Below are 13640 nucleotides of genomic sequence, written 5' to 3' on the forward strand. Positions count from 1 at the left end.
TGGGTTACGCCGCCGGCAGCTGTTTCTCCACCAGCCCCACCCACATGGCGACGCCGGGGCCGATCAGCGCATCGTTAAAGTCATAGCTGGCGTTATGCAGCGGCTTCGACGGGGTTTCGCCGTCGGTGCCTATCCAGAAATAGGCCCCCGGACAGGCCTCCAGCATGCAGGCAAAATCTTCGGAGGCCATCGACGGCGCCTGATTCCAGCGCACCGCTTGCGCGCCGAGAGTGGCGGCAGCCACCTCGCGCACCTGCTGCGCCTGCAGCGCATGGTTTTTGGTCACCGGATAACCCGGGAACCAGCTAATCTCGCCCTGCACATCGGACACCTGCGGCTGGGTCGCCACATAGCTTTCGATAAGCTCCCGCACGCGGGCGCGAACGCGATTGCTCAGGCAGCGGAAGGTACCGCGCAGCACCACGGTGTCCGGCAGGACGTTGATCGCCTCGCCGCCGTTTATCTGGGTGATGCTGACCACCGCGGAATCCTGCGGCGACAAGCGGCGGGAAGGAATGGTCTGCAGCGCCATTATCAGCTGCGCCGCCGCGACGATCGGATCGGCCCCGCTCTCCGGCATCGCCGCATGACAGCTCTTTCCGCGCAGGGTTATCTCGAAGGCGTCCAGCGAGGCCATCATCGCGCCATCGCTGAGCGCCACTTCGCCAAGAGGGATCCCCGGCCAGTTATGCAGCGCGTAGATGGCGTCCATCGGGAAGCGCTCAAACAACCCCTCCTCCACCATTTTGCGCGCGCCGCCGAGGTTCTCTTCCGCCGGCTGAAAGACAAAGTGGACGGTGCCGCTGAAATGGCGGGTCTGCGCCAGATGGGCGGCGGCCGCCAGCAGCATCGCGGTATGGCCATCGTGGCCGCAGGCGTGCATCACCCCGGGACGGCGTGAACGGTAGCTGACGCTCCCCAGCTCGGTGATCGGCAGGGCGTCCATATCGGCGCGCAGGCCGATAACCGGCCCGGGGCCGTTCTCCAGCGTCGCCACGACGCCGGTGCCGGCCAGCCCGCGATGCACCTGCAGCCCAAACGAGGCCAGCAGCTCCGCAACGCGGCGCGAGGTCTCCTGCTCCTGATATCCGAGCTCAGGCGCGGCGTGAAATTCACGTCGCCAGCCAACGGCTTCGGCGATCAGTGACGGCGATACGGCCATGTATTACTCCTTTCCTGCATAGCGTAATGCTGAATAATCGGTCATGCGTCGCGTTTTCCCCGTCGCTCACCGGCGTCGGGGCGCTACCGCTCCCTCCGTTATATCCTGTCGTTACCACGCTGACAACGTCATGAAATGCGGCGGCGGCGCGGCGTACAGCCCACCTGCCGCCCTGCGGCCCTTTTTTGGTAGTGATTTCAACGGTGACAACGGCCAGTCGATTAATTATTATGCAACTCAGGACGGCAATTTGCCGAAGGATCCACTACTGACCTCTCCGTCATCGGAAATAAAATGTTTAACCCAGACCAGAATCGTCTTGCCCCCACGCTGGCGATGATCATGGCCGCGTCGCTTGTGGGATTTATCACCGGCTATACGGTGCCGTTAATCAGTCTTGAGCTGGCGCAGCAGCAGATCGCGCCGCTGTACGTCGGCCTGCTGGCCGCCCTGCCGCCCGCCGGCATGATGATCTCCTCTTTCCTCTCTCCTGCGCTGTGCCGGCGCGTTGAAATGGGCGTGCTGCTGAGCGGCAGTCTGATCCTGCTGGCGCTGGCGACCATCGCCTCATGCATGACTACCGATATGACGCTGCTTTTGCTGCCGCGCCTGCTGACCGGCCTGGCCTCCGGGGTCATTATCGTACTTGGCGAAAGCTGGATCACCGGCGGCGCGGCGGGCAGCCAGCGCGCTACCCTCACCGGTCTCTACGCCTCGGCCTTTACCGGCTGCCAGCTGGCCGGGCCGCTGCTGATCTCCGTCGGCCCAGCCTGGCAGACCTCAGCGCTGATAGCGATTGTCGCGGTCACCGCCGTCTGCCTGCTGATGCTGCGCCATCTGCCCACCGGCACTCGTGAAAGCCTCGGGGAGCGCGCCAGCTGGCGCAGCCTCGGCGCCTTTCTGCCGGTACTGGCCTCCGGGGTCTTCTGCTTCGCCTTCTTTGACGCCAGCATCCTCGCCCTGCTGCCGCTGTACGGCATGGACAAAGGGCTGAATGAAGGGCTGGCGGTGCTGCTGGTCACCGTGGTGCTTACCGGAGATGCGATGTTCCAGACCCCGCTCGGCTGGCTGGCCGACCGGGTCGGGATTCGCCGCGTGCATCTGAGCTGCGCGGTGGTTTTCAGCCTGTCGCTGCTGGCCCTGCCGCTGATGCTCGGCTCGCGCATTCAGCTGATGGCCATTTGTCTGCTGCTGGGCGCCGCGGCGGGCGCACTTTATACCCTGTCGCTGGTGCGGGCGGGGAAAACCTTCAATGGGCAGAAGCTGATTATGATTAACGCCCTGTTCGGCTTTTTCTGGTCCGCCGGCAGCGTTGCCGGGCCGGTAGTCAGCGGCATGCTGATCGGCATCACTGGTTACGATGGCCTGATCGTCACCCTGGTGGCCAGCGGCGTGCTGTTCCTGTTGATTCAGTGTCTGTGCAAAAACGAGAAAACCCTGCTTGCCAGTGAGCAGGAAGATGACATGGACGAGGCGACGGAGTCCGCACGGTAGTCCTCACGGGCTGGCCTGGCGCCAGCCCTTTTTTATGGCCCTCACCGGAGGGTATCCTGTTCTTGCTGGCTCACTGCTGTTAACCATTGCCGGCCCCCAGCCGAGAGGAAATCCCATGGAAAGTAATACCTTACATCGTGGCAGATTGATCGATCATATTCTGCTGGTTGTCGAAGACTTTGAGGCAAGCAAAAACTTCTATACCGCCGTACTGTCGGCGCTGGAGATCCCGGTTATCACCACCGCCAATGAATACTTGCTGGCCGACGAACTGGTGGTGGCCTCACGCCGCAGCCCGGAGGCTGCCGGGAAACTGACTGGGCGCCACCACCTGGCATTTCAGGCCAGAGATCGTGACATGGTGGACGCTTTTTACCATGCGGCGCTGACCCATGGCGGACGTGATAACGGCGCGCCTGGCGAACGACACTATCATCCTGGTTACTATGCCGCTTTTGTGCTGGATCCACAGGGGAATAATATTGAGGCGGTGTACCATGGCAAGGCTGAGCGCAGCGCCGGGTCTGTTGCGATCAGCTTCACGCAGTAAGCGGGCGAAAGTCACATTTTCTTACCTGCGCAATTCCCATAATAAATGTGGGTGTTATCATTTCCTTAATGAATAATTCATACCCATAGCTGAGGCGTCGATGCTGGAAAACCTAATCATCTGATAATCAGACTTCCGACCATCACTGGCCGGACTGATTATCACTGCGCTGAAATCGAATGCGGACACTGGCGAGTGTTCGCCTATTTTGCCCATGATGATGACAAAGGTTTCCCGGTATGAATGTTTCCCCTCAGGAGCAAGCGACTTTATTCATTCTCGTCCCCTGCGGACAAACGCTCCACATCCACGCGATGGCAGCGAGACCCCTCCCTCGCATAAGAAACGTCACCCCCAGCCAGTTAACCCGGTGCGTTATCCCTCTGCCATGCTCGATCACTCCCTCTGCATGCCGTTGCGTTGCCTTACCCAATGACAGTCGCCAGGCGAATTTTATCTTTCGGTTTGTCATTCCGCGGCCAGCCTGTGACGACAGCCGCAAGGGATCCACATCAACCAGGCCCCGATACCAGGGAAACCGTCACCGACCAGGGAGTCTTCGCGTATGAAATTAGCGTTGGGACCGTACATCCGTTTTAGCAGAATCTTGTTATTTCCGCTGGCGATGGTTATCTATGATTTTTCTGCTTATCTGACTACCGATCTCATTCAGCCGGGTATTATCCACATCATCCGGGAATTTGAGGCTGATGTTGCGTTAGCCCCGGCCTCTGTCAGCCTCTATTTAGCCGGGGGGCTGGCATTACAGTGGCTGCTGGGGCCGCTCTCCGACCGCATTGGTCGCCGCCCCGTACTACTGACCGGAGCCATCATCTTTGCTTTGGCCTGCTTCAGCATGATCTTTGTCACGTCGATTGATCAATATCTTATCGCCCGTTTTATCCAGGGAACCAGTATCTGCTACATTTCGACAGTCGGTTATGTCTCCATCCAGGAGGCTTTTGATGAAAAAGAGTCTATCCGCATTATGGCGGCGCTGACATCCATCGTTTTGCTGGCGCCGGTAATCGGGCCCCTGGCGGGCGCTGGCCTGATGAATTTCCTGCACTGGAAGTTATTGTTTGCGATCATCGGCGCCATGAGCTTGCTGGCCTGGGCGTTACTGATTTTAACATGCCAGAAACGGTCACCTCTCAGGGCCGGGGGTTTCGTCCGGGAGAGGTATTTTCCGAGTTTGTCCGCGCCTTTAAACAGCCGGTGGTGCTCACGGGCGCGCTGGCGTTGTCATTCAGTAACCTGCCGATAATCACCTGGGTAGCACTCTCTCCGGTGATCCTGATCGATGACGGCGGGATGTCGCGCGGCGCCTATGCCTGGACCCAGGTGCCTGTCTTTGGCGGCGTTATTATTGCCAGCATCATCGTGGCCCGTTTTATCAAGGATCCGACCTCTCCCCGCTTTATCTGGCGCACTATCCCGATACAGCTGACCGGGTTGTTGGTATTACTGGCGGGAAATATTGCATGGCCCCATACCTGGTGGTGGTCCGTTTCAGGAACGAGTCTCTATGCCCTCGGAACAGGCCTGTTGTTCCCCGTATTATTCCGTTTTGCGCTTTTTTCCCACTCCCTGCCGAAAGGGACGGTTTCAGCCACCATCAACATTGTGGCGCTCAGTTTTATGGCGGCCTCGGTGGAAGTAGCGCGCTGGGTTTACTTCCAGGCTGGCGGCAGAATAGCCTTTCACTGCCTGGCGCTGATAGCGGGAATCGTCGTCATCATGCTGGTCTCGCGCTTGTTAAAACTCCGTCAACAACATCTCCTTCAGCCAGCCTGAAGGTTTAGGCCTTTTTGCCCGCAACAGGAGAACACTATGTTTTCATACATTATGCTGGGAACGAACGATCTGCCACGCGCCATCAAGTTCTATGACCCGTTAATGGCGCTGCTGGGGCACGTCAAAGCCGGCCGTAACGAACAGGGGGCGTCCTGGGGCACCTTCAACGGCAATCACACCTGCGGGCTGTGCGTGGGCGTTCCTTTTGACCAACAGCCTGCCGGGGTGGGTAATGGAACGATGGTGGCGCTTAACGCCCGCTCCGTCGCACATATTGCGGAACTGCATGCCCTCGCCCTGCAACTCGGCGGACGTGATGAAGGCGGTCCCGGTCACCGGCCGCAGTATGGCGACGGTTTTCACAGCGCCTACGTCCGCGATCCCGACGGCAATAAGCTGGCGTTTGTTTACTATGCGTCTGCAGATTGAATGGCTGCAGCGGAGGTGGCTTTTGCAGGCGGAGAAAAGGGAGTCAGGACGGCCAACTTCGCCGTCCTTATTCACCGAGGGATAAAAAAGCCAGCAGCTCAAGCGCTGCGGCTTATCTTCCCGGCAAGTTATCTACCGCAAAGTGATAACGTAATCCGACGTCGCGCATACAGCGTTTCCGCCGCCAGCTGAAAATCATATTCCATCGCCTTCAGCTTTTTCGTCTTGAGCTGTTTTAGTGAAATACCCTCGATATGCCCTGTCGCGACCAACCACCGGATTTCAGCCGTACTCAGCTTGAGCTGTTTTTTCAGTATTGATAGCAGGCTGATGCGAAATGGCTGACTGACTCTGACGCGCACCGTTATCCGCTGACATGCCATCAACGTAACCGACCATTGCTCGTGAATACGAAAATCAGGTTGCCCCGACGGCTCGGCGCGGTTGCGCTTCAGCGTCGCGAGGTCAGCGGCATAATAGTGAACCATGGCTGCATCGTTCTGCAGCAGGCGCTGAAGCAGTTCACGGTTTATCTTGCTGACGTGCAGCCTGGAAAACAGGGCGATATTCCAGGTGTAATCGCAGTGCGTGCATTTATAGATGCTCCAGATATCCAGCAGCTTCTTTTGCGAATTCACCCGGATGGCGCCGGAAGGCGCGAAGTCGCGTTTCACATTGCAGGCGGGGCAGCGTTTGGCAATGTGCTGATACCCCACGGGCGTGACCGTCCATGTAACTGTCATAACGTACCTTTTTTAACCCATACGAAACCGAGTCCGTCATTAACGGACCATGATTTTTGGCGTATGAAAAATAGTTAATCGCTATTTTTCAGTGGGTTAAAAAAAGATTTCCAACGTTATTTCCCTGGAGAAGTCCTAATCGACACCCTGAGATTAACAAAGGGGTTATCGCGGGATATATGAGTTCAGTCAATGTTTATGCTGATGATGAAAAACATCATCAATATATCTGACCACGCTCAGCGGGCTGGCCAGGTGCCAGCCCGCTCTCTTTACAGCACCTTGCTGAGGAACGCGGCGGTGCGCGGGTTGGTCGGCGCGCTAAAGATCTGCCCCGGCTTGCCCTCTTCCTGAATCACGCCCTGGTCGATGAAGATCACCCGGTCGGCCACTTCGCGGGCAAAGCCCATCTCGTGGGTTACGATCACCATGGTCATCCCCTCGCTGGCGAGGTTTTTCATCACCTCCAGCACGTCGCCCACCAGCTCCGGATCCAGCGCCGAAGTGGGCTCATCGAACAGCATTATCGACGGCTTCATCGCCAGCGCGCGGGCGATGGCTACCCGCTGCTGCTGGCCGCCGGACAGGCTCGAGGGCCAGGCGTCGCGCTTATCGCTTAAGCCCACCTTCGCCAGCAAGGCTTCCGCCAGGTCGACCGCCTGCTGGCGCGGCATATTGCGCAGATTCATCGGCGCCATGATCAGGTTTTCCAGCACCGTCATGTGCGGGAACAGGTTAAAGCGCTGGAACACCATGCCGACGCTTTCGCGCATCTTGTTGAGGTCGGTGGTCCGGTCGTGGGCGGCAAAGCCGTTAACTGATCTCCTCTCTGAAAACAGTGCCAGGCTAAAATGAAGTCTCCAGGCTTTCTTCCATCTCACAGAGAGATACATCTCATTTATTTCTATGCGTACATTACATCTCTATGAGTAATGCTCTATGTGCACTACATTACTTTCTCTGAGTGTAACCGTTAAATCCCGTTAACTTTACCGTGATGCTAATTCCATAGGTGGCATGAATATATCAGTGTAGAACTGATCGACAGGCCTGATCATAAATATGGATTCTTAATGTATTTGTGCGCATTAGATAAGAATCATCTCATTAGCAGTAGCCCTATTAGAATGTTCTTGGGATAATTCAGTTCCCGGTTTCTACGGTAGCTAACAAAGAAGAGAATAATAGAATGGCCACCATCACTAACTTTAATGCACATGCATTAATGAACAGCGCTAACGGTTATATTAAAGCTCTGCAATAAACTAAAACAACTATGGTTAAGGTTGTTACATATTGGAACATTTGCGTAGCTCAATCTGACATGATCACCTATAACTTCCCAGCAGGAAAATATAAGCACAAGGCTCATCTAATCACTGATTTTTAGCGTGTTATTGAACAACTTCATGAAATGGCCTTTGCTCCTGTAGAGACTGTAGAGACTGTAGAGACTGTAGAGACTGTAGAGACTGTAGAGACTGTAGAGACTGTAGAGACTGTAGAGACTGTAGAGACTGTAGAGACTGTAGAGACTGTAGAGACTGTAGAGACTGTAGAGACTGTAGAGAGCGTAGAAGGGATGGTACAGGATATTAAAGCAGGTGATAACGTTGTATGCCCTGTAGTCGTTAAAGACGTACAGACAGTGATTAAAGCAGATGATTACTCTTGCTACTTTAAAATCACTTTTAACGGTTCTTTGGGTACACAGACTTTTGAACGCGGTGAAACTTTATTTGTATGCAATTCAAACGATACGTAGATTAATGAAGTTTCAAATACTGAAGAGGCTGTACAAATGAATGCTATTTACTTAGCTGTATTAGATCCTGTTTTCGCTGGCAATTTCCCTAATGTTCAGCCTTATTTTGTATCACTACTTGCTGAAGTAGAAGAGCCTGAGGTATTAGGTGATGTCCTTCACAATGAAGATTTAATAATTGAAGCATGGGCGGCTTCCAAAGCATTGGTTGATTACATTGAAGATCAAGTAGATTACACTGAATGCAACTCTGCTACCAATAACCTACAGATGCTTAAACTTGTATTAGGGCTTCAGTTCTGGATCTGTGATAGTGAAGAAGTTGAAGAACTTGAGCAAATCAGTATTAAGATGCTGAAAATATGCAACGTGTTACAGGAAGAAAATATGCTCCCTGTTCACGTTCCAGCAAGTAGCCCGGTCAATCAGCGTTAATTAATAGTGCCCCGTTCAGGCGGAGCTTTAACAAGCCTTTGGGTGTGGTGAAAATGGCAGATGTAAAAGCAATCTTTGAACGTGTTGGTATTGAATTGGATGAAGGGATTTATGGTATGTCACCTTCACCGCTTCCACGTATCAAGCAACTGGTAAAACTCATGCCAGCGATTGAAGCTGGTGAATGCACCTTGAATGAGATTTATGTTTACCTGAATGAGATCCGTTTAGCGCGTATTGAAAAAGACGCTAACAGTAAGATGGCTAGCGAAAAGACGCTGCGCAAGTGTTGGAACCTGCTTAAAGAAGCTAAGCAAAAGTATCCACATCTTGAGAAATATCCTTTAGCTCAGGCTGCATATCAGATCCACAAAGGGGAGACGGTTAAGGCAGCACCTAAAGCCAAATGCTCAGAGGCTGCGTATAACTACGCTCGCCTGTTAGCTGGTGAGCCTGTGAACGGCAAGATCTTAGTAGATGATGCCAACTATCAGCTAATGCTTAAAGACTCTGAGATCTTAGGCCGTCTGCTCAGTGAAGAGACTGTAAACGGGCAGCGCTTGATTGGTGAGATTCCGTTTAACGCTCTGGAGTGGATCAAAGCCAACGATCAAAAGGCTTACGAGAAGGCCATAGAAGCCACTACAGCAGACTTGAAAGCGAAAGCTGAAGAGAAGCTACAAACGGCGTTAGCTGAGCAAGAGAAGCTACTCAGAGAACAGATTTATGCACAGCTTGGACTAACAGCACCAGAGAGCCAGGCTGATAACCCTGCTGAGCTTCCAGCGCCTGAACAGACAGCGCCAACGTTTACACCTCTAGGCGTGGCTGATGCTGTAGGTAAAGATGTTGCTGAAGAGCTTAAAGCTAAGAAGAAAAAAGAATCAGATGCTGATTTTCTGGATCGCATGAAAGCGCTTATCTGTGAGAACAAGGCAATGGATAACGCAGACTATCAGCGCCTGTTAGATCTGAAGGGTAAGAACAATGCAATGGCTACAGAGTTGGTAGAGCTTTTCGAGACTTCACCAGAAGAGCCAGAAGCGGCTAATGCGTAGCAGATTGCCTGTGGTAGAAACACGCTACAGGCGCTTTACAGAGAGGATTAGGGCATAAAACAGAAACAGCCTTTGCACTATGTTCATTTTCAGTACAATCACGTTACAGGCTTTGTAGAAGTAGAACCTAACGGCGCTATGTGGGTAATCCACGCAGGTCAAAGGATGACCTATAGCACTATGCAGGGCAAGCTAAAGCAAGTTGTTCATAGTGTTATGGTTCAATTTAATATGGTTAGCGCTTGGCGTAATTGATTTATTTCGGAAGTCTAAATGAAAAATATTTTATTAGCTGTGTTGGCTTGCTCTGTATTAGCAGGTTGTAATGATTCCGCTGAAAATACTAGCTATATTTGCAAAGATCGTGAATCAGATTATCAAATGGCGATCTCTTTAACTGGTTTCCCGGAATCACTAGAAGCAGTTGGTGTGAAATATCACCCTTTCAATTTATCGCCTATTGAATCTACTGATGATGTCACTGATGGTGTGCAATATCAGTTTGAATAGACAAAAAACACTAAAGATTATGGCATTTATTCAAGCGTGTTTATTATAACGTATAAGCACCCATATTTAGATGCAATTAAAGTGTTGACCTCAAATAAAATTAAAGCTCCTTTTGCTAAAAAATGGAAAGAAGCAAAAGATATTATATCAAGTGACATTAGAGTCACTTCAATGTTTTCTACAACTTATACTGAATCTGGTAATAGCCACAATAACGATCATTTTTGGATGAACTGCAAAACTCTTAAATAGGCTCGCAAATGAAAAAATCACTTATTGCACTTGTTTTATTATGTCCATTGGCTGCTAATGCTGCTGGAGGTGACTACACTTTAAATTGCCACATGGGGAAAGATAATAAAACCCTGACTAAATTAGATCTAATTGACACCAGCGTAATTAACTTTGCGATCTTAGGCGGTGAGGATCATCTTAAAGACGAACAAGGTTATGGAATCTTTCAGCAAGTAGGCGGAGTTAATTATAGTGGTGTTACTGTAAACGTATACGCTCACTCTACCTTTTCTCATGGTAAGGCTTTACATGTAGACGATGTGGTAGGAGTACCCGTTAATTCATGGGATTCATTCGAAGTAACTTATTCGGGCAACGGAGCTAGCCGGGAATATCGCATTATAGATGATGATGGTAATCACACATGTGATACCGGTAAATTTAGTGCTGAGGTTCAGAAGAAATGAAAACTTTATTAGCTGTCCTGCTGTTCTGTGTAGCTACTGGTGCCTTTGCTTGTCCTAAAGGTGAACATATTCACGGTGGCTACGGATCTCACCATAAAGGGGGTATTTGCTATTAATCATTATCCCCCGCTCTGGTTCGAGACTAAATATCAAATGGAACTTAATGCAGGTATTACCCTAGCGGCTAAGCTAAGCGAATGGAAAAGTAAAGACACTCAAGCGCTACTAAAAGCGCGTAGTAATTATCAGGCAAAACTTATTAAGAAAGCAATTTAATCCAATCAATAGGAATGCACTTGTAATGAAAACCAAATCTATCTGTGTGGCTCTGTCTGCCATTGTTGCCGCTATGTCACTTTCTGGCTGTGCGCTAATAGTGGACGGTAAAACACAGCCTGTAGCTATTAAAACTAATGCCCCGGCAATGTACACGATTAAAAATGGTGATGGTGAAGTAGTGAGTACAGGCGTTGCACCTACAACGGTAAACCTCAAGCGCGGTGATGCTCCCTACTCTGTGACACTCCAGCGTACAGACTCAGCCCCTATAGCCTCTGGCACAGTAACAGACAATCTGAACGGCTGGCTGTGGGGTGATCTTGCTTGCGGTTTGATTGTATGCGGTGGCGTTGATCTCATCACTGGCGCTGCGTGGGACTTAGACACAGCGGTTACTGTGAACACACAGCCAGATCCTAACAACCCTAATGGTAACGCGAACAACACAATGCATGTGGTAGCCCCTACACAGGCACCGATCACCATCAACAATACAGTGAACAATAAGGCCTGATCATGAAAAAGGTATTATTAGCTTTTCTGCCGCTTATGCTTACAGGCTGTGTTAATCCAGTTAATCAGGTTCCAGCCTATAACCCGACTCCAGTAGTTCAGCCTGAAGAAGCGCCTTTAGTCACTATCACACCTGATCAAGTGAAGAAGCTAACTAATGAATATTTAGCTTATTGTAACGTAACCCCTTACACCTTTTTGGGGAAAGAACAATTAGCCTCTGATAAAGAAGCCTGTGATAAAGAAACCAAATACAGGCTAAAGCATAAAAAACTAACAAAAGCTGAAGAGCAAAAGAATGAAAGCTATGCTAAAGAGATGGATGATTTTGATCAGAAGATAAAAGAACAGGGGCAAAAGAGCCTTAAAGCTTTAGAAGCATGTAATGAGAATCCGATTATCTGCCGTATTCATATGACAGATAAAGAGCTAGATGAAGGTGGCATGTGAAAAAGATTTTATTAGCAGCGGCATTATTAGCCGTAGCTGGCTCAGCCTTTGCTTCTGATGTAACACTAGCAGATCAGGCAAGGATTGAAAAAGCTCAAGCAGCGTTAGCGGCTGCACAGGAACAACTAGCAGCAGATAAAGCAGCAGAACAGACAGAAGCTAAGAATACCAGCTATAGCGGGGCTTCTTCAGCGGAATCTTCAGGCTATACCCGGCAAGTGATTTATGCTATTGAATCGAATATTCCCAATCTGGAGCAATGGAAAGGATCTAGCTGTGATGTACAGATAGCCATAGCCAGCGATGGGACAATAACAGGTTATCTAACTGGCGTAGGCTCAAGCGGTCTGTGCTCTGCTGTGAGCGGATCACTTGAGAAAATGGGTAAACTACCCCGCCCACCTTCACAGGGTATCTATGAACTCATGAAGAACATGAATATTAGTCTGGAAATTAAGTAAACCACATAGGCCGCATTGAGCGGCCTTTCTTATACCCTTAAAAGCTCCTGTACGCCATTCTCAGCGTGTTTTACCCCTCTACCCTTCCTACCCTACCAGATAGCCTCTAAACGTCTCTCAGATCTTCTTATTTCGTTCCAGCTAGTGGAACTAATTAGTACGTACCCACTATAGGAACTAACTAGAGAAATTGAAATGGACTATTTAGAAATTTGTAACTTAATTGATAATGAATTGATTGAAAAATATGGCTCTCTGTATAAGGCGTGTAAAGTTCTTAATCTTCCACGTACAACGGTACACCACCTAAGAGATCAGCCCTCTGTAGCTCTGGCTTTCCGTATTGCTCAGGCTGCTGGTATTGCTTTAAAAGGGGAGGTGATCTAATGGCACGTGTAAGCATGTTTAATAAATCTGAGATTGATTACATGACTGAAGAGCAAAAGCTAGCCAGATGGCCTAATGCTCTGAAACTGAAGAGGGAAATAGAACGCCGTAGGGAAGAAGAATTTAAAGGTAAATTCCCTAAATGGGTAAGTAAAAAAATTCAACCCTATACCCCCTATCATAAGCAGACTGCTTTTAAACAAGCCTATATTAATCAATCTAAAAAACTTGATCTTAGTGATTACCGACAAATTGAGATTATTAATGAAGAAATTTATCAAGTAATTCCAGCTACTGGTGAATTAGTTCTGTGTAAAATCAGTACGCCAGATGATCAAAATGTTTATCCTTCAGTTGGGTTAATGCCTTTAATTGGCTTCAATAAAAAGCGTTTACCCGCTCATAGAGTAGTAGCCGCATATTATAATGATGGGGTTATCCCTGAAGGAATGGTAGTTGATCACCGTAATGGTAATAGACAAGATTATAGAATTGACAATTTAAGGATCATCACACATGAGATGAATATGAAAAATCTCCCTGCTGATCGTCTATTAAGTAAAACTACAAATGGGATTGAAGGTAATTTCTGATGGCTTCACAGATCACGCTAAAACTGAGCAACAAGGAAGTGAGACGGCTTAAAGAGATAGCCCATGATCTAGGGTATGATGACGAGGGAGAGATGATTGTTACGGTGATCAAAATGCTCTCTACGGCATCTTGTACAGTGGATGAAGAAACAGGTGAACTATCTTTCTATCAGACGATGTTCAACAATGCATAACTATGCAAACACTAAGAGAGCTACGGCTCTCTTTTTGTGTATCTGTGCTATGGCCTCTTGTCTGTGTAGGAACAGGCGCATACAATCAACTCTCGTTTCCTACACGGGAACATCACAAC

Annotated in this window: 16 protein-coding genes and 2 pseudogenes; 15 read left to right on the top strand and 3 right to left on the bottom strand. The window is 50.0% G+C overall.

The window, feature by feature from the left end; translation table 11 throughout:
• Positions 1-4: 4 nt before the first annotated feature.
• The gene (locus DR88_RS12880; RefSeq protein WP_004148649.1) at positions 5-1162 is read right to left on the bottom strand and encodes a M20 aminoacylase family protein; all 1158 of its coding nucleotides are present in this window, start codon (positions 1160-1162) and stop codon (positions 5-7) included.
• A gap of 294 nt (positions 1163-1456) precedes the next feature.
• On the opposite strand from DR88_RS12880, the gene DR88_RS12875 reads away from it, so the two are divergent.
• From DR88_RS12875 to DR88_RS12865, 4 genes and pseudogenes are all read left to right on the top strand, one after another.
• Entirely contained in the window at positions 1457-2656 is a 1200-nt protein-coding gene (locus DR88_RS12875) for an MFS transporter (protein WP_004148650.1), read from the top strand.
• Positions 2657-2771: 115 nt separating this feature from the next.
• Positions 2772-3206: a VOC family protein gene (locus tag DR88_RS12870; protein ID WP_004184361.1), complete on the top strand. Its 435-nt coding sequence runs from the start codon at positions 2772-2774 to the stop codon at positions 3204-3206.
• A gap of 565 nt (positions 3207-3771) precedes the next feature.
• Positions 3772-5003: pseudogene (locus DR88_RS0125920) on the top strand (MFS transporter).
• Between the two features lie 36 nt (positions 5004-5039).
• Complete coding sequence (locus DR88_RS12865) at positions 5040-5432, top strand: VOC family protein (RefSeq protein WP_002908370.1); 393 nt, start codon at positions 5040-5042, stop codon at positions 5430-5432.
• Positions 5433-5560: 128 nt separating this feature from the next.
• On the opposite strand, the gene DR88_RS12860 is transcribed toward DR88_RS12865, so the two are convergent.
• Positions 5561-6148: a DUF1062 domain-containing protein gene (locus DR88_RS12860; protein ID WP_025862162.1), complete on the bottom strand. Its 588-nt coding sequence runs from the start codon at positions 6146-6148 to the stop codon at positions 5561-5563.
• 299 nt (positions 6149-6447) lie between these two features.
• Positions 6448-6993, bottom strand: a pseudogene (locus DR88_RS12855) (amino acid ABC transporter ATP-binding protein); the annotation flags it as partial.
• A gap of 983 nt (positions 6994-7976) precedes the next feature.
• On the opposite strand from DR88_RS12855, the gene DR88_RS12850 reads away from it, so the two are divergent.
• The 11 genes from DR88_RS12850 (at position 7977) to DR88_RS12825 (ending at position 13521) form a co-directional block, all read left to right on the top strand.
• On the top strand, positions 7977-8375 hold the full coding sequence (locus DR88_RS12850) for a hypothetical protein (protein ID WP_023313318.1): 399 nt from the start codon (positions 7977-7979) through the stop codon (positions 8373-8375).
• Between the two features lie 53 nt (positions 8376-8428).
• Entirely contained in the window at positions 8429-9433 is a 1005-nt protein-coding gene (locus tag DR88_RS12845) for a hypothetical protein (RefSeq protein WP_032443904.1), read from the top strand.
• Between the two features lie 273 nt (positions 9434-9706).
• Entirely contained in the window at positions 9707-9943 is a 237-nt protein-coding gene (locus DR88_RS29825) for a hypothetical protein (RefSeq protein ID WP_004148660.1), read from the top strand.
• Positions 9944-10203: 260 nt separating this feature from the next.
• On the top strand, positions 10204-10644 hold the full coding sequence (locus DR88_RS0125930) for a hypothetical protein (protein ID WP_004148662.1): 441 nt from the start codon (positions 10204-10206) through the stop codon (positions 10642-10644).
• Between the two features lie 75 nt (positions 10645-10719).
• Positions 10720-10920, top strand: a complete 201-nt coding sequence (locus DR88_RS30775; RefSeq protein ID WP_153810819.1) for a hypothetical protein — start codon at positions 10720-10722, stop codon at positions 10918-10920.
• 25 nt (positions 10921-10945) lie between these two features.
• Positions 10946-11437: a hypothetical protein gene (locus tag DR88_RS12840; RefSeq protein ID WP_025862158.1), complete on the top strand. Its 492-nt coding sequence runs from the start codon at positions 10946-10948 to the stop codon at positions 11435-11437.
• Between the two features lie 2 nt (positions 11438-11439).
• On the top strand, positions 11440-11886 hold the full coding sequence (locus DR88_RS12835) for a hypothetical protein (protein ID WP_004148665.1): 447 nt from the start codon (positions 11440-11442) through the stop codon (positions 11884-11886).
• Positions 11883-12347: a cell envelope integrity protein TolA gene (gene tolA, locus DR88_RS0125940; protein WP_025862157.1), complete on the top strand. Its 465-nt coding sequence runs from the start codon at positions 11883-11885 to the stop codon at positions 12345-12347. The genes DR88_RS12835 and tolA overlap by 4 nt, the downstream gene beginning before the upstream one ends.
• Before the next feature lie 195 nt (positions 12348-12542).
• On the top strand, positions 12543-12734 hold the full coding sequence (locus DR88_RS29830; RefSeq protein WP_004148668.1) for a hypothetical protein: 192 nt from the start codon (positions 12543-12545) through the stop codon (positions 12732-12734).
• Positions 12734-13327 (top strand): HNH endonuclease signature motif containing protein, encoded by a 594-nt coding sequence (locus DR88_RS12830; protein ID WP_025862156.1) that lies wholly within the window; start codon positions 12734-12736, stop codon positions 13325-13327. The genes DR88_RS29830 and DR88_RS12830 overlap by 1 nt, the downstream gene beginning before the upstream one ends.
• Positions 13327-13521 carry a hypothetical protein gene (locus DR88_RS12825; protein ID WP_004148670.1) on the top strand — a complete coding sequence of 65 codons (195 nt, stop codon included), beginning with the start codon at positions 13327-13329 and terminating at the stop codon, positions 13519-13521. The genes DR88_RS12830 and DR88_RS12825 overlap by 1 nt, the downstream gene beginning before the upstream one ends.
• Positions 13522-13640: the final 119 nt, after the last annotated feature.

It is taken from the genome of Klebsiella pneumoniae (assembly GCF_000742135.1).
GTDB classification, from domain to species: Bacteria; Pseudomonadota; Gammaproteobacteria; order Enterobacterales; family Enterobacteriaceae; genus Klebsiella; species Klebsiella pneumoniae.